This is a genomic window from Hallerella sp. (genome assembly GCF_022776125.1).
Classification (GTDB): Bacteria; Fibrobacterota; Fibrobacteria; order Fibrobacterales; family Fibrobacteraceae; genus Hallerella; species Hallerella succinigenes.
In genome coordinates, this window is sequence record NZ_JALFIA010000069.1 from 1 (window position 1) to 20,250 (window position 20,250).

Annotated in this window: 20 protein-coding genes; 7 read left to right on the forward strand and 13 right to left on the reverse strand. The window is 49.7% G+C overall.

Annotated features, from left to right (window positions below; translation table 11 throughout):
- The coding region (locus MR847_RS08410) for a hypothetical protein (RefSeq protein ID WP_287723505.1) at window positions 1-732 on the forward strand (732 nt) is incomplete at its 5' end.
- A 12-nt stretch (window positions 733-744) separates the two neighbouring features.
- Here the strand turns inward: MR847_RS08410 and thiE are convergent.
- The 6 genes from thiE to thiS form a co-directional block, all read right to left on the reverse strand.
- Entirely contained in the window at window positions 745-1,371 is a 627-nt protein-coding gene (thiE, locus tag MR847_RS08415; RefSeq protein ID WP_100426470.1) for a thiamine phosphate synthase, read from the reverse strand.
- A 115-nt stretch (window positions 1,372-1,486) separates the two neighbouring features.
- Window positions 1,487-2,833, reverse strand: a complete 1,347-nt coding sequence (gene thiH, locus MR847_RS08420) for a 2-iminoacetate synthase ThiH (RefSeq protein WP_287723506.1) — start codon at window positions 2,831-2,833, stop codon at window positions 1,487-1,489.
- A gap of 14 nt (window positions 2,834-2,847) precedes the next feature.
- Window positions 2,848-3,726, reverse strand: a complete 879-nt coding sequence (locus tag MR847_RS08425) for a hypothetical protein (protein ID WP_287723507.1) — start codon at window positions 3,724-3,726, stop codon at window positions 2,848-2,850.
- 10 nt (window positions 3,727-3,736) lie between these two features.
- Window positions 3,737-4,507: a thiazole synthase gene (locus MR847_RS08430; RefSeq protein ID WP_287723508.1), complete on the reverse strand. Its 771-nt coding sequence runs from the start codon at window positions 4,505-4,507 to the stop codon at window positions 3,737-3,739.
- On the reverse strand, window positions 4,497-5,168 hold the full coding sequence (gene thiF / locus MR847_RS08435; RefSeq protein ID WP_287723509.1) for a thiamine biosynthesis protein ThiF: 672 nt from the start codon (window positions 5,166-5,168) through the stop codon (window positions 4,497-4,499). The genes MR847_RS08430 and thiF overlap by 11 nt, the downstream gene beginning before the upstream one ends.
- Window positions 5,168-5,377 carry a sulfur carrier protein ThiS gene (gene thiS, locus MR847_RS08440; protein WP_287723510.1) on the reverse strand — a complete coding sequence of 70 codons (210 nt, stop codon included), beginning with the start codon at window positions 5,375-5,377 and terminating at the stop codon, window positions 5,168-5,170. Before thiS ends, thiF begins: the two co-directional genes overlap by 1 nt.
- A gap of 147 nt (window positions 5,378-5,524) precedes the next feature.
- Here thiS and MR847_RS08445 point away from each other — a divergent pair, with 147 nt between their 5' ends.
- Complete coding sequence (locus tag MR847_RS08445; RefSeq protein ID WP_106519447.1) at window positions 5,525-6,226, forward strand: N-formylglutamate amidohydrolase; 702 nt, start codon at window positions 5,525-5,527, stop codon at window positions 6,224-6,226.
- Window positions 6,227-6,290: 64 nt separating this feature from the next.
- Here MR847_RS08445 and MR847_RS08450 read toward each other — a convergent pair whose 3' ends face one another.
- The 5 genes from MR847_RS08450 to hemN all read right to left on the reverse strand — a co-directional run bounded on the left by MR847_RS08450 (window position 6,291) and on the right by hemN (window position 12,935).
- A complete protein-coding gene (locus tag MR847_RS08450) occupies window positions 6,291-6,992 on the reverse strand; it encodes a hypothetical protein (RefSeq protein ID WP_287723511.1) in 702 nt (233 codons plus the stop codon).
- A gap of 9 nt (window positions 6,993-7,001) precedes the next feature.
- Window positions 7,002-8,093, reverse strand: coding sequence for a glycosyltransferase (locus MR847_RS08455; RefSeq protein WP_287723512.1), 1,092 nt, complete (start codon window positions 8,091-8,093; stop codon window positions 7,002-7,004).
- A gap of 1 nt (window position 8,094) precedes the next feature.
- The gene (locus MR847_RS08460) at window positions 8,095-10,596 is read right to left on the reverse strand and encodes an NPCBM/NEW2 domain-containing protein (protein ID WP_287723513.1); all 2,502 of its coding nucleotides are present in this window, start codon (window positions 10,594-10,596) and stop codon (window positions 8,095-8,097) included.
- Window positions 10,597-10,660: 64 nt separating this feature from the next.
- A complete protein-coding gene (locus MR847_RS08465) occupies window positions 10,661-11,503 on the reverse strand; it encodes a carboxypeptidase-like regulatory domain-containing protein (RefSeq protein ID WP_287723514.1) in 843 nt (280 codons plus the stop codon).
- Window positions 11,504-11,573: 70 nt separating this feature from the next.
- Window positions 11,574-12,935: an oxygen-independent coproporphyrinogen III oxidase gene (hemN, locus tag MR847_RS08470; RefSeq protein WP_277003718.1), complete on the reverse strand. Its 1,362-nt coding sequence runs from the start codon at window positions 12,933-12,935 to the stop codon at window positions 11,574-11,576.
- Between the two features lie 47 nt (window positions 12,936-12,982).
- Between hemN and MR847_RS08475 the strand changes: the two genes are divergently transcribed.
- The 5 genes from MR847_RS08475 (at window position 12,983) to MR847_RS08495 (ending at window position 17,265) form a co-directional block, all read left to right on the forward strand.
- Window positions 12,983-13,501: a C40 family peptidase gene (locus tag MR847_RS08475; protein WP_100426458.1), complete on the forward strand. Its 519-nt coding sequence runs from the start codon at window positions 12,983-12,985 to the stop codon at window positions 13,499-13,501.
- Window positions 13,498-14,358: a prephenate dehydratase gene (locus MR847_RS08480; RefSeq protein ID WP_287723515.1), complete on the forward strand. Its 861-nt coding sequence runs from the start codon at window positions 13,498-13,500 to the stop codon at window positions 14,356-14,358. The genes MR847_RS08475 and MR847_RS08480 overlap by 4 nt, the downstream gene beginning before the upstream one ends.
- A 1-nt stretch (window position 14,359) precedes the next feature.
- The gene (gene rph, locus MR847_RS08485; RefSeq protein WP_277003723.1) at window positions 14,360-15,085 is read left to right on the forward strand and encodes a ribonuclease PH; all 726 of its coding nucleotides are present in this window, start codon (window positions 14,360-14,362) and stop codon (window positions 15,083-15,085) included.
- 264 nt (window positions 15,086-15,349) lie between these two features.
- The gene (locus tag MR847_RS08490; protein WP_287723516.1) at window positions 15,350-16,240 is read left to right on the forward strand and encodes a CvfB family protein; all 891 of its coding nucleotides are present in this window, start codon (window positions 15,350-15,352) and stop codon (window positions 16,238-16,240) included.
- Between the two features lie 14 nt (window positions 16,241-16,254).
- The gene (locus MR847_RS08495; protein ID WP_100426454.1) at window positions 16,255-17,265 is read left to right on the forward strand and encodes a glycoside hydrolase family 5 protein; all 1,011 of its coding nucleotides are present in this window, start codon (window positions 16,255-16,257) and stop codon (window positions 17,263-17,265) included.
- Window positions 17,266-17,400: 135 nt separating this feature from the next.
- Here the strand turns inward: MR847_RS08495 and pnp are convergent, their stop codons facing one another.
- Window positions 17,401-19,608, reverse strand: a complete 2,208-nt coding sequence (pnp, locus tag MR847_RS08500) for a polyribonucleotide nucleotidyltransferase (RefSeq protein ID WP_287723517.1) — start codon at window positions 19,606-19,608, stop codon at window positions 17,401-17,403.
- Between the two features lie 16 nt (window positions 19,609-19,624).
- The gene (gene rpsO, locus MR847_RS08505) at window positions 19,625-19,897 is read right to left on the reverse strand and encodes a 30S ribosomal protein S15 (RefSeq protein WP_100426452.1); all 273 of its coding nucleotides are present in this window, start codon (window positions 19,895-19,897) and stop codon (window positions 19,625-19,627) included.
- Window positions 19,898-20,250 lie beyond the last annotated feature (353 nt).

Below are 20,250 nucleotides of genomic sequence, written 5' to 3' on the forward strand. Positions count from 1 at the left end.
ATAGAACTTTCAAAAAGACATTCATCAAGTATTCCCAAAACAAACGATCGATTCATTTATAACTTTCACACGTTTGTCACAAATAAAGATATTGTTGAAAAATTCCTTGAAGCAAAAGTCTATAACAGAAATCCAATTAAATACAAAGAAAGAGATTCATGGCAGCGCTTTGCCCAACACCTTTGGCTTGTAAACGAACAGCCTTCACTCACCGAAATGAGAGAATTGTCTTATACCTCTGTTTTTTCCGCATGGGAAGTATTGATTTTTGACGTAGCAGTCCTTGAGTACAACGATGCGATGAGCCAAATCATATCTCGGCATCATTTAAAAGAAGAAACTCCTTATGAAATGATAAATCACGACAACCATTTAATCCAAGAAATCGGCATTTTACTTCGTGACAGCACTACAGAACAAATTGATTTGACGCAACGATGCCGGAGTGAATATTTGTATGACACAAGAAAAGAACTCTTTCTAGAAGGCAAAGAAGCTTTAAAAATTGCCTCCGAAGGACAGCATTCAGAAGGTCAATCAAAATATTCACGGACGATGGAACTTATTTTATCCATATTAACAGCGATGTCTATTTATTCCGTCGTTTGTGACGGATTTACTCTACTTACAACAAATTCAGACGAAATAACCTTTCATCTTCTTTCATCCATTCTTTTTGTTTTTGCGACAATCATCATGCTTGCCATCTTTTTAATTTCAAAAAAGAAATAGGCAAGCATGTAATTACAGCGCAAGGAACGCAGCCTTGAGTTCTCGAGCAGCCACCTCCGGGTCGGCTGCTTTTTGTATGGCAGAGACAGCGCAGATGCCCGAAATTCCGGTTCCCTGCAACACCTGGATATTTTCCTTGTTCAGTCCGCCGATTGCATTCACATGGATCGGAACCGCTTTTACAATTTCCTTCAACGTATCGACGCTCGTGAGAATCGTCACGACTTTAGTCGTCGTCGGGTAAATCGCTCCGACTCCGAGATAATCCGCTCCAGCCTGGTAAGCTTCCAAAGCCTGCGGAACCGTTTTGGTCGTTGCCCCTACAATTTTATCCGGTCCCATCAGTTTACGGGCGATTGCAACCGGCATATCTGACTGCCCCACATGAACGCCTTCTGCATCGATGGCAAGCGCGACATCGACACGGTCATCAATAATCAGCGGAATTTGAAAGCGTTTGGTAATCGCGTGGACCTTTTCCGCCAACTGCAAATACTCTCGAGTGGAAGATTTTTTTTCGCGGAGCTGGATCATGGAAACTCCGCCCTTGCAAGCCGCCTCTACAGAAGGCAAAAAAAGTTCTTCCGGCACCACCGTGCTGTCGGTCACAAAATAAAGAGTCGTATCCAGATTTTTCATAGTGCAAAACTAACAATTTTAGTCTTTTCCAAGCAAAATTTCTCGAGCGTTTTCCATCACGCTAAAAAATCTTTTTCAATATTGCAACTCAATGGTTCCAAATTCAACTTGAACACTACACATAAAGGTAATCGTTGAGAACCGGCTGCAAGCCTTCGTTACTGATATCCTTATACATCGTTCCGAAGCTGCGAGAATCGTTGATTTCAAACTGTTCATCGCCTTCCCCATCATTAGCCGATTCTGTTGGAACGGCTTCGCCTTTTTGGGCAGCCGCCTTCGCGGCGTTTTCTTCGGTTGTACGCGGATTGCAGGAATCCATCTTGTACTTGCTTTCGTGATCGCCGATGCCCGTGGAGACGCCTGCGGAAATCTTCGTGGCACAGATTTTGACGATGCCATTGCGGAATTCCTTGCTTTCGCGACTCGAAACGGTGATGCCGACAAACGGCAAAAAGATACGGTATGCACAGAGGATCTGGCAAAGTTCACGTTCGTGAACATCTAACGGATTGATCTTGTCGTTGTTCACAATCGGGCGAAGTCTTGGGCAGGAAAGGCTCATTTCCGCATGCGGATACTTCTTTTGCAAATAGTAAACGTGCAAAGCGCTCGCCAAGGCGTCCTTTCTGAAATCGGAAAGGCCGAGCAAAGCGGAGAATCCGCAACCGCGCATTCCGCCGAGGAGAGCGCGTTCCTGAGAGTCAAAGCGGTACGGGTACACGCGCTTGTGGCCAAGCAAGTGAAGCTGTTCGTAGCGGATCTTGTCGTATGTTTCCTGGAAGACTGTCACATAGTCCACGCCGCATTCATGCAGGTAGCGGTATTCGTCGGTATTCATCGGGTACACTTCGATTCCGACGAGCTTAAAATATTTGTGCGCCAGTTTGCAAGCTTCGCCGATGTATTCCACGCTGCTCTTGGCACGGCTTTCGCCGGTAAGGATCAGCACTTCTTCCATGCCGCTGTCGGCGATGATTTTCATTTCGCGCTCGATCTGCTCCATGGAAAGCTGCATGCGCTTGATTTTGTTGTAGCAGTTGAAGCCGCAATAGACGCAGTAGTTTTCGCAGTAGTTGGCGATGTAGAGCGGCGTAAAGAAATAGACCGTATTGCCAAAGTGCTTGCTTGTTTCAAACTTTGCTTTTTGCGCCATCTGTTCAAGGAACGGGGCGGCGGCAGGAGAAAGCAAAGCCTTGAAATCTTCAACGGTGCAAGTGTCGCGTTCAAGGGCAGCCTTTACGTCACGGGCTGTGTACTTGCTAAAGTCTACGGAATCCACATGGCCCATAACCTTGTCGTGGATGTCGGACTTGATGACTTCCATGCCCTTCATGTATTCCATGTGATTTGTGCGGGCACTGGGGTCGGTCTCGATGCGGTGCTTGCGTTCCAAAGCCTCCGGCGACAAAGTGTCGGAATCAATAAAATATCGTTCGTCGTGATATTCTTTTTCAGACATAAAAAATCAACCACTTAAAAGATAACGTGATAAGGTACGCGTTTGTTCTGCTTACGACCTTTAAGATCTCGCATAAACATTTTACTAGGTGTAGGATTTACAATGGCGCGACGTCCAACATGAGTTACGCCCTCATTTTCAGGAACTTTACCATTCACATAACGCATAAAATCTTTTCTTAAATACCCATCGTGTAATCGCGTAGAAACAACAACAAATCCACCTTCATCATCAATGACTTCTATTTTTGTGTGTTCGTAGAATTCCCTATCTTCATCATCATAATACCACTCAGAACATTTTAAGGAATCTTGAGAATCTAGAATCACAATTTCATGCTGTGTTGTGTCCAAATAGCCATCTTCATAAGATTGAACCACAATATCATACAAAGTGTCGTTGCTTATATACGTGTCAACATTAAGCTCCGAATAGCAAGACCCTTCTTCACAATACTTTTCCCTATACTCTTTGGAATAGCTGATACTACCCGAAGTAAAATATTTTCCCAGGTCGTAAACGATTTCCTTTCCATCTTCAAATATTTTGAATAAAACCGAAATCGTATCCCCGTTGATACTTTTCTGATAGTAGTATTCTTCTCCGGTTCCGCTTAACTTTGAATCATCATTAAAAATATTGATTTGTTGAGCAACTTCTTTACCTGAATCATTCCTGGTAATCTTAGATATTGCTCCATTCTCGTACTCATATTTTGTCATTACAAAGTCATCATCGGCCAAATATTGATACGAGCTATCTACATACGCATCGTACACTTGAATGTAACTATGAACACCCATATCAGCGTAGCGATATGCATCGAGACAAGTAGTCGCATAAGCCGCAGCCGCGACGGTAAGAACGAAAATAGCGGAAGCAAAACGATTCATATAAAGATCCTTAGTCGCGGAGGAATCCTGTGAGCGGGTCGCTGGAACTTGCTCCACGGGAAAGCACGCGGCCAAGGCCAGCAAGGTAAGCGTTTCTACCAGCTTCGATTGCAGACTTAAAGGCAGCGGCCATGCGAGGCAAGTCGCCTGCAGTTGCAAGAGCCGTATTCGCCATAATGGCGGCTGCGCCCATTTCCATAGCGGCGCAAGCTTCCGAAGGCTTACCAATGCCCGCATCCACAATGATCGGCAGTTCTATTTCATCGATCAAAATTTGAATGAAATCCTTCGTCGCAAGACCCCGGTTCGAACCGATCGGCGACGCAAGCGGCATCACAGCAGCAGCGCCTGCATTCACCAGATCACGCGCCACATTCAGATCCGGATACATGTACGGCATCACGACAAAGCCTTCCTTCGCAAGGACTTCCGTAGCCTTCACCGTTTCATAGTTATCCGGCAAAAGATATTTGGAGTCGCGCATGATTTCGATTTTTACAAAATCACCGCAGCCGAGTTCACGGGCAAGGCGTGCAATACGCACCGCTTCTTCCGCATTTCGCGCACCCGAAGTATTCGGCAAAAGAGTTGCACTCTTCGGAATGTAATCGAGGATATTTTCATGTTCCTTGGTATTTGCGCGACGCACCGCACACGTGATGATTTCTGCACCCGCATACTGCACCACCGCTTCGATAAGCTTCAAAGAATATTTGCCGGAACCTAGAATAAAGCGGGATCCGAATGCATGACCGCCAATCACCAGTTTATCATTTTCCATTTTCACATTCCTTCTTTGCGATTTTATTTTCCATTCCGCAAAGAATGCGGATAATTGTCAAAGCCTCATGCGCTGCACAAGCCATCACGCGCGGGGCTATCAGTCCAATGCCCTGATTCACGTCGCTTGTGCCGTCTCCGCACAGGTAAAAGTTTTTCATGACCTTTCGGGTCAAGATGGTATTCGCCGAATCAAAGCCCGCCATTCCCGATGCGGCAACCAGAACCTGTCCAGGATTTTTTTCGAGGACCGTGTTCACAAGCATCGCCTTCGCTTCGGCTTTGTCAAAGGCTTCGCAGACAACATCTGCACGGTCGACCAGGGCGAGCGTGCTTTCTTCGGTCATGCGGACAAAATGCGTTTCTATTTGAATGTAAGGCGCGATCTCTTTCAGATTCTGGGAAAGAGCTTCCGTTTTGGGCATCCCCACCTGGCACGCCTTATACTGCTGACGGTGCAAATTCGTGACATCCACCGTATCGCAGTCGACCAAAATGAGCTTCCCCACTCCAGCGCGAGCAAGCGCAATCGCCACATTCGAACCTAGACCGCCAAGGCCGCAAACCGCCACCGTCGCCGCCTGCAACTTTTGCACATTTTCTAAGCCCTGTCGTTCGACTAGAGCCCGGAACATTTCTTCTTTAGAAGGGAGGTTCGACATCAGCCGCCTCCTACAAAGCTGACCACTTCCAAGGTGTCGCCATCCGCGAGGAGCGTTTCTGCGTACTTGGCCTTAGGAACGATTTCACCGTTTTTTTCAACGGCAATCCGTTTCGAATCAAAATTTGTGGTTAAAAGATATTCGGCGATGGATTTTCCCGCAAAGGATTTTCCATCCGTATCGATATCGACACCGTTTACTTTTATCATAGTACCTCCGTTGGCATTATCCAAATCAGGTGCGGTCGAAGTTGAAAACTTCCTCTCAGCCGGTACACACCAGCTCCCGTATGATCTAGCTAAAAAATAAATATTATTTCGCTGGAGTGAAGCGTACGAATTTCTATAATATAGGCTATGCAGAAAAAATCCGTCCTTTTCTTGAGCAGTGAACACGCTTCGAACGCCGTTCCAGAATTTTTGAAGGCTCACTTCAAAAGCAAGGAAGCAAAAGCTGTCTTAAAAACGCACCGCGGTTACGACATCGGTGCCGGAGACGTTTTTTGGGAACTCGCAAAAATCCTCCGTACCTCGTACGCAATCCAGGGCGCCTATACCCGCCTTGCGATCGACCTGAACCGCAACAGCAACAAGAACCACCGTTACTCGGAATTCACCGAACAGGCGACCGATGTGGAAAAGCAACGCTTGGAAGGCTACTGGGACGGTTTCCGCGACGCTTTTCTCGGTGCGGTCAAGGCGGAGCTTTCCAAAAAGAATCCTTCCCAAATCATTCACCTTTCCATCCATAGCTTTACCCCGGAACTCGATGGTAAGGTGCGCAATGCGGACATCGGCATTCTGTACGACCCTTCCCGCAAAAAGGAAGCCGCCTACGCCAAGGCTCTCAAGAAAAACCTGGAAACCTACTGCCCGGAACTGCGCGTCCGTTTTAACTACCCGTACCTTGGCAAGACCGACGGACACGCGACCGCACTTCGCAAGCAGTACAAGGATTCGGAGTATCTGGGTTTCGAAATCGAATTCAACCAGGGGATGCTCACCCATTCGAATCCCGCAGACGTGGCGCAGCTCCTCGCCGAATCCCTGCCGGAATAGTTTTTTCGAAATTCCAAAGAAAAGACTCGTCCATGGGCGAGCCTTTCTTTTTGGTTTTAAGCTTTTACTTGGAACGCAGCACGAGTCTTGCGTAACCCTGCGAATTGAATTCCGGAGTGTCCTTGCCGAACGGAGCCTTGGATTCTTTTTTGAATTCGAATTCACGATCTTCGTCCTTCCACTTTTCGCCCGAACCGTATTCTGCGCCATCTTCAAAAATCGAAGCGGCGGCAGCCATCAAAACGGCGCGGCATTCATCTACAGACAAAGGGTCCTTTACCGCCGTGCAAAGGTCCGGCAAATTGAAAGGTTCAAGTCCAAGAGTGAAAAGAGAATCCGAAGTTTGGATCACATTCACAAAAGCTTCCATCGGCACTTCGCCCGATGTAAGGTCCGCAAAAGCCTTGGCGCTCCAGGCGCAACCCGAATTTTCCACGTAAACGCCGAGAGCACCCGCGTCCAAAATCTTCTTGGCCGCAAACAGGAACGACTTGAATTCATCTGGATTCTTCACAAAGAATTCCACAAAGAAAAGGCTCTTGTGCGCGGCGAGAGCCTTGGATTCTTCATCCGAAAGCGGTGCGTGTTCCGCAAAGATCGTTTCAAGGCCTTCCGCAGCACCTTGCAGAATCGGCGCATAGAAAATCGAAGAGCCCGGGATCATCACCTGCTTTTTCGACATGTCGAGGTTCAGCTTTTCAAGCAGGAACTTCGGAGCGTCTTCAAGCGTACACGGGAGCGGGAATGCAACGGTAAAGGGTTTCATTGAATCCTCTTAAACGGTGGAAGAAAGTTTCGATTCCAAGCGGTCAATCGCCTGGGAGAGCAGGTTTCCGGGCGCGTTAAAGTCCCACGATCTGTGCTTTTCACGCATCGCCGCAGTCAAGGTCTTGGCAGAGATTTCATCCTGCTTCAAAAGTCCCGCCTTTCGAGCGCTGTGCAAAGTCTTTCCCAAGTAAAGCTGTTCCGTCTGGCCGGGCGTCGGCACAAAAATACAGTTTGCGCCCAGGTAAATCATGTCCATCACGGTGCTGTAGCCCGGACGGGAAATGCAATATTCCGCGCTCTGCACGGTCCTTGCAAATTCTACAGTTTCTAGATGATTGAAGAGTTTAACATTAGACGGAGCCTTCGGCAACGCGGCGTCGCCCGGAAATCCTCGAATGATGACGTGTTCGCCGGGGATTTTTTCGAAGGCTTTGAGAAGCGCCTTTTCAAATGAAGAGCGCATGGGTTCTGGGCCTGAGAGGATCGCGATGAAGCGATACTTCTTTTCCCAATGCATATTCAAAAAGTCCATATCCGCAAAGCGTGAAAGCGCTCCGACGTATTCCGCTTTCGCCTTTGGCACGTGCGAAAGCTTTCCCGCCATTCCAGGATATTCCGAAAAATCCGGAACCCAGATGGTATCAAAGCGGGACATTTTCCGTTTGTGCCAAGCTACACCGATTTTTTCCAAGGCCTTAAACGGTCCCGGAAAAGCGATGCTCAGCTGATGCGTCATGTAAATATTGTAAGCGCCTTCGGCGTGGAATCCAAAACGGTTGTCCGAAAAGATTACGTCATAACCGCGTTCCTGCACCAGTTTTTGCGCTACCTTCTGCTCTCGAAGAATCACGCTCATCAAACGTGTGGAATTTTTCAAAAGCCAAAGCGGCATTTCAAAACCGCGCCTCGGATATTCAATCCGATATCCCGGAACCGGAATCTGTTCCAAATTCGGAAACTGGCCTTTGTACAAGGCGGCAACACGACCAGACACCGCCAGATCGACCTTCCAACCGCGCGAAAGAAACTGATAGATTATCGGAATCGTACGCGTCGCATGTCCAAGGCCCCAATCAAGCGGCGCCACCAAGATCTTCATGCTAACGGTCTCCGATATTCGAAATCCAGGCGTTAGCCCAGTCGCCGTGGTCACAATCCATGTTGTCGCCCTTGATCACTCGAAGTTCCAAAAGCGAAGCCTTTTCCAATGGGATCTGGAGCTTCATCGCATCTCCCGAATACAAACGCTTCGAATGCCAGATTTCACGGTCTCCAACGTGAACGGCAAATTCCGCACCGTCACCGCAAGCGCTTTCTTCATCAAGACCGACGACCGCATGCAGCGTCCCGCTAAGAGAACCGCCAACGCACTTACCGTCTGCGCAAAGATCCAGCACAATGCGAGAATTTGCATGGGAACCGAAACCGTAACGGTAGAATTCACCGCCGACGTGAAGCGTGTGATGTTCCACGCTCTGATCGCGCTGGGCGTCCCCCCAGTCCTGCGAAACGCTTTCAAACGGGAGCGTCGAAAGAAGCTGCACCGCATCGCCTGCAACAAAAGCATCTCTCGAAAGGCGAATCGTATCTTCTGGAACGTAGAAGTTGAAGTTATACCTGGAAAGCCCCGGAGCCTGTTCCGCGATTATCAAAGAATCCGTTGCAGAATCCAAGACTCCATGTGCGAGCAAGGAATCGCCCACAAAAACATCATAGGCAACGGATTCCGGGAAATTCTTCGTGATCGTAAAACGGTTGCTGTCGAATTCGCTCACCGAAAGTCCCTGTGCGTAAATCGAAAGTCCGTGCTTCGCAAGGATTTTGTGGATCGTGAGCGGATAACCGAACAGACGGTTTTCCGCAAGGACTTTTTCCACTTTATAGCCTTCGAGAATCGTGTTAATCTGGTCCGTGGTTTTAAAGCCTACGACACGGGATTCGCGGTTCACCTTGCCATAGCCATCCTGACCGCGGACAAGGTAAATGTTTCCACCGCTCATCGCCTGGTACTTCGCAAAATCATCTGCAGACCAACCCATAAAGGAGCGTTCACTAAAGCTCGAATGTCCCGAAGCGAGCATCTGCCACGGACGGGAATAGATGTAGATCGATTTTTTCGGAAGCTGCTTTAAATAGGTATTCAGATAATTCTCTTCACCCAAAAGCTTGTTCTTGTAATAGAGCATGTTCGCATCAAAGCTAGGCGCATGTACAAGAGCAAGCCCGACCGAAAGCACGATGGCCGCAAGAACCGTCACAATCGCAGAACGCTTTTCATCTAGGAAACAGGTGGATACAAAATCCCCGATACCGAGCGCCATGATCAGCGCAAACAGCGGAAGGGCAACCAGCACGTAACGCTGGTTGATGTCGATTTCAAAGGTTCCCGACACGTTCAAAAGAATCACAAAAATTTGAATGCAGAAGAAGATTCCAAGTACAAAACCACGGCGGTAACGCTTCTTGAAAATCATGCGATACAGGAGCCAGGCCGTAGCCAAAAGCAGGATTATCGTAAAGGTCGTATAGAACGGATTCTGGAGAATTCCCCCGTGCGAAGGATCGCCTTCGAAGTTCATCATCTTCACAATGTCCGTCTTGAGGTTGAACCAGAAGTTCGAAAGCGAATGCGCAGCATGAGTCCCGCCCTGGAAATCATAACCACGGTACGCAGCCATCGTATTCACCGCAGGCCAGCTCACCGCAATCGTCGAAAGCACAAACAGCGGAAGTCTGTAAAATTCCCCACGGAAATAGCGCACGTAATACAGCGCAAACGGCACAAAGGCAAAGACTGTTTCCTGACGCGTTCCCGAAAAAAGGCCGAGCAGCGGAACCGTCAGCAAAAAATGCTTCCACTTCACCTCTTTCGGCGGCACAAGTGCATACCAAGCCATCAAAAGCGAAAGGATTGCAATATAAAGGACTTCCGTCGAAGCGGACCGTGACTGCAACAGGTAAATCGGCATGCCACCGAGAAAAACCGTCGCCGCAAGCGCAAGCCAGTCATTCTTAAACCAGATAGACAGCGCGAGGAAAAATGCCACAAGGCTTAGCAGGTAGAACGGGAAATTGACAAGCAAAGCCGTATCGCGGTTCGGATCGGCGAACCGGAATACGAGGGAATAGACAAAAGCCAGGGTCTTGCCTTTGAAGTTGTTCACCTCGACTTTACAGTCTAAGGTTCCGTCGTTCCAAATGCCTTCATTGCAAACGCCCCCCGAATGCTCAAAGTACATCTGCAAACCCATCGATTCCCAGCTCGTTTCATCCGAAAGGACTCGGTGTGAATTCTCGATGTGATTCACCGAAAAAAGCGTAAAGAACACAAGAAGGAATGCGAGAACGATTAAACTTTTGGTAGAGGGCACATGGCTCTTGACACGGCCAAAAATTTCTTTTGCGTTCACCACAAGTCCCGAAACAAGGATAAGGAAGGTACCGAGAGTCGCATAATAGCCCCATTCGATATCCCAGGATCTGGCATACGGAACCGAAAGATGGTTAAAAACAAGGAAGGCCGCGACCAGGACGAAAAGCGTCAAAACAATGATCCAACCTTCTTTACGCGTAATCGAAAACGGAACTTGATCTTGCTTCATAACTCCCCGAGGATAAAAAGAAACCCGCAAGCCATGCCCGCGGGTTTCAAGATTTAACTCTGAATTACTTCACTTCCACGTAGTAAGACTGGAGAGTCTTGCCGTTGGAAGAAAACACGATGAACTGCTTGCCCTTCGGAAGGTTGCCCTTCACCGAGAAAAGGCCTTCAGCCTTATATTCGACAGCGAGTTCGGTCTTCTTCGAGACGTCCGGGAAAATACCCTTCTTGTCATTGTCGAAGCCCTGGCAGTCTGCGTGAGCAGAAACAGCAGCCGCCACAGCCGGATAAGCCGCCGCTTCAACAGCAACCGTCACAGAACCCGGGTTGCAGTAGAGAACGTCAAGGGAAGCGTCCATCACCTTCGGTTCTGGGAGCTTGTTCACCTTGATATCCTTCTTGGATGTCTTCTTGCCCTTCTGGGACGGAGCGGAAGCGCTCATGTCCTGTTCAAAGCTCGTGCGGAGACCTGCGACGGATTCCTTGCAGGTCGTGGAGAAGATAGCCCAGTTGTTCGTAATCTTCGTGCCGCCTTCTGCTCCAGCGATGTACATACCCGGGGACACAGTGTCCGGATATTCGTAAAGGGTGATTTCAAGGTTCGGGTTATCGTTCGTGGTCGTGAACTTTTGCTGACCGAGAATGTACTTGCTACGGCGGGCCTTGATTAAATAGGAACCGACAGACACGCCTTCGAACTTGAACTTACCTTCCTTGAGCATATCCTTATATGCGTAGTTCTGGCTCTGCGTACCGTAGATCGTGGAATCCATCCACACGGTCGGCATTTCAATCGGCTTGCCGGTGAAAGCATCCAAAACCTGGCCAGAAACCGTACCGGACTTATCGCAACCAAAAAGGGAAAGTGCGATAGCCGCAGTCGCAATAGGGAGCAAAACTTTTTTCATATCGAAACTACCTCTAAATGTTTTTAGTGGTCCAAAAATAAAAAAAAAAGGGAAGCCGTCCACCGGAATCTTAAATCGTCTTGGAAAAAACGCCTTCCCGCTGCACTTTCTGCATCAGCGGATCGAGCTGCATCGCCAGATAACGGATGACCAAAGTCCCTAGTTCAGTCGCTTCTACCTCAAAATCGGACTTTTTGACCAAAAGCTTGTCATTTTCGAGAGCGAGAAGCCGATCCCAGCCCGCACCGAGGACGCGTTTTTCTTCTTCTAAGACTTTCAATTTGCGGTTGCACATCAAATGTTCGATGGCGTCGCGAATGATCCGTTCTTCGTATGAAATTTCCTCGCAGCGAATTTCCGTCATCTGGTGCGCTTCCTGCAGTTCCACGTACTTTCTGCTTTCGTGGATGTTCTGCGAGTAAGCGTTATCGAGCTGCGAAATGGCGCTCGAACCAAAAGCGTAAACTTCACCGGTCGTCGCACGTGTGCAGTAGCCTTGGAAGTTACGGTGCAAAAGGCCTTCGGAAAGCGCTATCGACAAGGAATCCTTCGGGTCGCAGAAATGGTCCATTCCCACGTCCACAAAGCCCGCCTTCTTGAACATATCGCGCGCTTCGAGGAAAAAGCCGAGCTTTTCGTGCGGAGTCGGCAGCGGGAACCTTTCGAGCGCCTTCTGCGCCTTTTTGACCCAAGGGACGTGCGCATAACTGAAAAGCGCGATGCGGTCCGGATGAGCCTCAGCGGCGAGTTCGACGCTCTTATAGAAAGCGGCTTCGGTCTGTGAAGGCAAACCGTAAATCAGGTCCAGATTGATGCCTGTAAAGTTCAGTTCGCGGGAAAGGGTCAAGAGTTCCTTCACCGGCAAAATCGAAGGATCGCGTCCGACGTTCTTTAAAACCTGCGGGTCGAAATCCTGGATTCCGTAGCTCACGCGGTTAAAGCCCATCTGGGCGAGTTCCCGCAGGCGTGGCTCGTCGATTAACGACGGATTGCATTCGATCGCAATTTCTGCATGCGGGGCGAACGTAAAGCGCTCCCTTAATTTGTTCAGAATCTTTTCAAGGAAGGAATACGGAACAGCAGAAGGCGTTCCCCCTCCAAAGTGCACCTGCGTCACCGGACGTGAAGCATCGATCCACGGGAGCTTTTCGTCCATTTCCGCAAAAAGAGCGTTAAAGTAGCGGACGAGTTCATCCTGTTTGCCCGGAAGGAGTTCCGCCGTACAGCCACAAAAGAGGCAGCGTTTTTTACAGAATGGAATGTGAAAGTAGAAACTCACATTCTGAGGCTTGAGAACGTTGGAATCACGCCATATGCGTTCCACCTGAGCCTTACTTTCTGCGGCATGAAAAAGATTCGCCGGAGGATAACTCGTATAACGGGGAGCATTCGTATTATACTTCAAAAGGAAGTCGATCATTCCATTGTCCATGCCCCTAATATAACAAACAGACCGGCTTTTTTTTAGATTTTACGCCAATGAAACTTTCTTGTACCATTTTATGCGCTTCGCTCGTGTGCTTTTTTACAGCCTGCACGATGCCGCTTCGTCCAAGCTATGATCGAACCACCGGTTCCTACAGGCTTTCCAAGGGCGAACAGCATACAAACCAGGTGATGGCAAACGCCTCCGGGACGACCGCCGACTGGATGACCATCATCAAGCCGTGGATCGGGACCCCGTACAAATACGGCAAGGCATCCCGAAACGGAACCGACTGTTCGGGCTACGTCATGAATATCTACAAGGAAAAAACAGGCGTCTCCCTTCCCCACAGTTCATCCCAAATGTACCAGATGGGAAAAAAAATCGCTAAGGACGACCTCAAGACCGGAGACCTGGTCTTCTTCGGCGGTGGCGCAGGCGTTGACCACGTCGGCGTGTACCTAGAAGAAGGAAGCTTTACCCACGCCAGTACATCCAAGGGCGTTATGATCAGCCCGATGTCCGACCCTTACTGGCAGCCCCGTTACAAGGGCGCGCGGAGAATTCAATGAAAAAGAAAATCGCATTCCAAGGACGCCGAGGCGCATACAGCGAATCCGCCGCCCGTTACCTTTTCGGTGAAGACATCGACGTTCTTCCGATGGACACCTTCGAAGAAATCTACCAGGCGATCGAAACCGGCAAGGCAGACGGCGGAGCGATTCCTATCGAAAACTCCACCGCAGGATCAATCTACGAAAACTACGACCTGCTCGCCAAGTGGCGTCATCCGATTATCGGAGAAGTCCAGCTCCAGATCGAACATTGCCTTTGCGCCAACAAAGGCGCTTCTATCGAATCGCTGAAGCACGTGATGAGCCATCCGCAGGCACTCGCCCAGTGTAGCCACTTCTTTGAAGAAAATCCTTCGATTGAAAAGGTCATTTTCTTCGACACGGCAGGCTCCGCTGAAGAAGTCGCCAAACGCAAAAATCTGACCGATGGCGCCATTGCAAGCACCTATGCAGCCAAGCTCTACGGCTTAGACGTTCTCCGCACGAACCTCGAAAACATCAAGGGCGTGAACTTCACCCGTTTTTACGCGATTCGAAAGGCTCCAGTCGATGTTTCCGCTTCCGAAAACATCAAAACGGTCATCCTCTTTGAACTGGCGAACGACGACAAACCGGGCGCCCTGTACGGCGCCCTCGGAGCCTTCGCAAAGCGTGGCATCAACATGACCCGTATCGAAAGCCGCCCGAATCCAGATAAACCCTGGGGATACATCTTCTACGCGTCGATTCTCGCAAACCCCAAAGATCCGAAGGTAATCGAAGCTTTTGAAGAACTGAATCGGTACACGAATTTCACCTACCGCTTGGGTTCTTTTGTCCGCGGAAAAACAGAACGCTTAAAGTACGAGGCTTAACATGGAACGCATCGACAGTCGAAAGTTCAACGAAACTCGCCCGGTCAAAATGACCACCGGCTTTATTTCTTCTGCAGACGGTTCCGTTTTAATCGAAATGGGAAACACGCGTGTCATCTGCAATGCGACGCTCCTCCCGGAAGTTCCCGCATGGCTTGCCGGAAAAGGCCGTGGCTGGATTACCGCCGAATATTCCCTGCTTCCGCAGAGTACGGGCAAGCGCGTCGAACGCGAACGCAAAGGCGCATCGGGCCGCACCCAGGAAATCCAACGCCTGATCGGGCGCTCTCTCCGCGGAGCCGCCGACCTGAACGCTCTCGGAGAAAATGCGATCGTCGTCGACTGTGACGTAATCCAGGCAGACGGAGGAACGCGAACGGCAAGCATCATCGGCGGATTTGTCGCCCTTGCGATCGCACTCAAAAAAATCAAGAAGAACCTCGGTATCGAAACTCAAATTTTGAAGCATGCGGTCACCGCGATTTCTGTCGGCGTCGTCAAGGGCGAACCTCTGCTCGACCTGTGCTACGTCGAAGATTCTGCAGCAGACGTAGACATGAACATCGTCATGCGCGACGCAAAATCCTTTATCGAAGTCCAAGGAACCGGCGAACATTCGGATTTTGACCGTGCCACCTTGAACACGCTCATCGATCTCGGAGAAAAAGCCTGCAAGGAAATTTACCCGCTCCAGATGCAGGCTATCGGAAGCGACGAACTTCCGTAACAGGAATTTTAAAACAATAAAGCCCGCCCCGAGCGAGGCAGGCTTTATAGAAACCGGGAGCCACGGAAGGAAACATCTACGAGTCCCGAAGGCATTGCCTTCTGCGAACCTTTCGCCGAAGCTCTTTTCCAGTCACATCTATAAAGTACACCCATATTCTCGAGATTGCAACAAAAATCCTTCTCAAGCGTCTTCCAAAACAACATATTCCAATTTGGAATTTCTTCTTGCCTATAAATTTCTACCTTTGGAATAGAGGTTATTATGCATATTGGTCAGTTTGAATACGCCCGCGTTGAAGAAATCAAACCGCAAGGTTTCTATCTGGAAGTAGAAAGCGGTGGACGCGTCCTTTTGCCGGGATCCAAGGCTCCGAACGATTTATGCGAAGGCGACGAACTGGAAGTGTTCATTTACGTCGACAACGAAGGCCGTCCGATTGCGACGACCCAGAAGCCTTACGCAACTGTCGACGAATTTGCCGTCCTCGAAGTCAAAGATGTGAATGACATCGGCGCGTTCCTCGACTGGGGTCTCGATAAAGATCTTTTCCTCCCTTACAAGCAGCAGCTCGGTGTTTTGGAACCGGGCGACCGTTGCGTCGTGTACATCCTGGAAGATGAACGTACCGCACGGATTGTAGCGACGGAAAAAATCAAAGCCTTTATCGACCGCAACACGCGCGACCTGCACATTTCACAGAAGGTCGATCTCGTCGTGTACGACGTCGCAGAAGATTACGTGGACTTCCTCGTCAACTATCGCTACTCGGGACGTTTGCATCTGGATTCCACGATTACCGATACGTTTGAAATCGGCGACTGTGGCGAAGGCTACATTCAGAACATCCGCGAAGACGGACGTATCTCTCTGAGCTTAAAACCGGTCGGCTACCATGCGACGATGGATGCCGCAGACGGCATTATGAAAAAGCTCGAAGCGGCCGGTGGACGTCTCCCGTTCTCCGACAGCAGTTCGCCGGAAGAAATCCAGCAGGAATTCGGTCTTTCCAAAAAAGCTTTCAAGAAGGTCATCGGCGGACTCTTCCGCCAGGGGCGCATCTTGATCCTCAACGACGGCATTCGACTCGCTCCGAAAAAGGAACAGCGTCGTTACCCGCGCCGCATTTCCAAAAAGAACTTCCGTTCCCGCTAACCCAAAGGTTTCCCATGTTGACACTCAAAAAAGGAATCAATCTCGGTGGATGGCTTTCGCAGTGCAATTACACGCTCGAACGCTATGAAACTTTCATCACGGAAAAAGACTTTCAGCAGATCGCAAATTGGAAGTTTGACCATGTGCGCATTCCCTTCGATTACAACCTCATCGAAAAGGATAACGGCGAACTTCTCGAAGAAAATTACAAGTATCTCGACAACGCCGTCGCCTGGGGAAAAAAGCACGGTCTGAACGTCATTCTTGACTTGCACAAGACGGCGGGCTACGACTTTAACGACTTCGGAAATCAAGAGAAGAACAATCTTTTCAACAACGCCAAGGCTCAGGAACGCTTCCTCGGCATTTGGGACCGCGTTTCCAAACGTTATTCGCAAGATGAAAACGTCGTCTTTGAACTTTTGAACGAAGTGACGAACCTGGAATTTATCGATCCGTGGAACAAGCTGATAGTGAAGGCGGTCGAAACTATTCGCAAGAACGCTCCTGAAACTCCGATTATTTACGGCGGCGTCTGCTGGAATAGCGCCTCTTTTGTAAAGGACCTTGTTCCCCCTCCGTCAAAGAACATCATCTACACCTTCCACCTATACGAGCCTCTGCTCTTTACGCACCAGAAGGCTTACTGGGTCGAAGCGTTGAACAACGATAGAGATATCCCTTATACCGATGACATGGATTTTTTCCGCAAGGAGTCCCTGGCCCTCGGTTACATGGGCGAAAACATTTTCCGTGCAAAGTGCAAAAAAATGGGACCGGAATTCTTCGAAGAATTTTTGAAGGAAGCGGTCGAAACGGCTACGGCACACGGCGTTCCGCTGTACTGTGGCGAATACGGAGTCATTGAACTGGCGAACGCTTTTGAAACGGTCAAATGGTTCCGCGATGTCCATCAGGTCTTTGATAAATACGGCATCGGTCACGCTCTGTGGAGCTATAAGGAAATGGACTTCGGCTTTACCGGAGAACATTACAAGCCGCTCCGCGATTTTATGTTGAAGTAAAAAGTTTTAGAGAAGGTAAAAGCCGAATCGAAAACTGAAAGAACCGATCTAGAAAAAAGAAGTCAAGAGCCATCAATTTTAAAGCAAAAAAATCCCAGGCGTTCACCTGGGACTTTTCATTTCTACGAAATGGGATTAAGCTTGCGGCTGTTCAGCAACAGGAGCTTCGCCCTGAGCCTGTTCAGCTACCGGCTGATCCTTGTGCTGCAAAGCCTTAATCGAAAGCTTCACCTTGCCCTTCGGATCGACGCCCAAGCAGAGGACGGTGACTTCGTCACCGACATGCACGATGTCTTCGACCTTTTCGACACGGTAGTCGGCGAGTTCGGAGATGTGCACGAGACCGTCACGGCCCGGGAGGATTTCGACGAATGCGCCAAACGGCTGAATCGTCTTGACCTTGCCCTTATAAATGCGGCCCGGTTCCGGTTCTGCAGTGAGTTCTTCGATCATGCGACGGCAGACTGCACCAGCCTTAGCGTTCGGAGCAGCGATGTCGATCATGCCGGATTCATCGATGTTGATCTGGCAGCCGGTCTGAGCCTGCATGCCCTTGATCACAGCGCCACCGGAGCCGATCACGTCACGGATCTTGGAGGTCGGGATGCGCATCTTGAGCATCGTCGGAGCCTTCGGAGACAAGTGGTCGCGCGGAGCCGGGATAGCTTCCTTGATCTTGCTCAAGATATGTAGACGGCCTTCACGAGCCTGATCCAAAGCCTTGCGCATGAGTTCCGGAGTGATACCCTTGATCTTGATGTCCATCTGGAATGCGGTGATACCTTCCTCGGTACCCGTGACCTTGAAGTCCATATCGCCAAGGTGGTCTTCCGTACCCGTAATGTCGGTCAAGATCTTGATTTTTTCGTCGTCAGCGTGGCCGGTTTCAGAAATGAGACCCATAGCAACGCCAGCCACCGGTGCCTTGATAGGAACACCAGCGTCCATCAAGGAAAGCGTACCGCCACAGACGGAAGCCATCGAAGAGGAGCCGTTGGATTCAAGAATTTCAGACACGATGCGGATCGTGTACGGGAAGTCTTCCGTCACCGGAAGCACAGCCTTGAGGGAACGTTCAGCCAGGTGACCGTGACCGATTTCGCGGCGGGACATACCGAGCTTCTTGCATTCACCCACGCAGAACGGCGGGAAGTTGTAATGAAGCATGTAGCTCTTGGAGCCTTCGCCCTGGAGCGTTTCGTAACGCTGTTCGTCGGCCTTGGTGCCGAGAGTGCAGGTCACGAGAGCCTGGGTTTCGCCACGCTGGAACACGCCCGAACCGTGAGCACTCGGAAGAACGCCGAGCTGAATTTCAATCGGACGGACTTCGGTGGTCTTACGGCCATCGATACGACGACCTTCGTTCAAGATCATTGTACGCATCGTGGAGCGTTCGAGTTCCGAGAAGATAGCCTTTGCGTCTGCGAGGAGAGCCGGATCCTGTTCGTCGCCTTCGCCGATGATCGCGAGAATCTTCGGGTCTGCGCAAACCTTGTCCGAGAGTTCCGCCATCTTCGGATAGAGCTGTGTCTTCACCATGTTGGCATGGAGAGCTTCGTTCAATTCGTCGAAAATGACTTCCTTGACTGTCGCTTCGAGCTTTTCGTAAACTTCACCCTTGTTCTTCGGGGTGAGGACCATCTTCTGCTTGGCGAACTGAGCGACGAGTTCAGCCTGAGCCTTGCAAAGAACCTTGATCGCTTCATGACCTGTCGTGATGGCCTTGATCATCGTGTCTTCAGAAACTTCGTAAGCTCCGCCTTCCACCATGCAGACCGAATTTTCGGTACCGGCGACCACGAGGTCCAGATCGGCGACAGAAACCTGTTCATAAGACGGATTGACGATATATTCATCACCGATCACGGCGACGCGGACAGCTGCAACCTGTTCTTCGAACGGGAGTTCGGAGAGGCCGATCGCGAGAGAAGCTGCGGAAACGCCGAAGACGTCCGGAGCAAACTTCTTGTCAGCGGAAAGAACGTTAACGATCACCTGCACTTCGCGGGTGAAGTTGTCCGGGAACATCGGGCGAATCGGACGGTCGATGATACGAGCGGAGAGAATTTCATCGTCGCTCGGACGACCGGCTTCACGCTTGTTGTAACCGCCCGGGAGGCGACCAGCAGCGTAAGCCTTTTCGCGATATTCGACGGTCAGAGGGAAGAAATCCCCTTCCTTTTCAGGGCCAAAGCAGACCGTAGCGAGCAAGAATGCGTCGCCGATCTTGACGACGGCAGAGCCCGAAGCCTGCTTGGCGAGGCGGCCAGTTTCGAAGACGACTTCAGTCCCATCCGGGAGCTGCGTCTTCATTTCCTTAGCCGCGAGCATCTTATATTCCATAAGCTTTCCTTAAAGATTAACCGCGGAGTCCGAGATCCTTGATCAACTGACGAGCGGCGTTGATGTCCTTGTTGGAGAGGTACTTAACAAGGGTCTTACGCTGAGCAACCATCTGGGAAAGACCGCGAAGAGAGTGATGATCCTTCTTGTGGGTCTTAGCATGTTCGGTCAAATTCTTGATGCGTTCGGTGAGAATTGCAATCTGAACGCGGACGTTACCAGTGTCGTTTTCATTTGCACCAAACTTGGAGGTGAGTTCCTTGATCTTTTCTTGCGTAATGGTAGCCATTGTAGTCCATTCCTTTTGTTTTGATTGTGAATGCACGTAACTATTACATGTTTATATCCGAGTTCCCTGCAAGCACCCAGTGGAATTGGCGACAACTGGTGCAGGACCAAGATAAAATGCAAGTACGTGAAGTCAAACATAGTAAAAAACATTTTTGTGAGCACTCCGAAATGGCGAACCGGGGCCAAAAAAGGGTAAAAAATGACTTTTTTCGAGGCATCATCAATATGTGTGGTAGCATTTAGGCAGCCTTGCTAGATGATTCTCTCGATTCCGATTCCCATTCGTAGGCTATCTTTACATCGACATAGGAACAGCTCAACATTATCAGCGACAGCATGTTGTTCATGTTC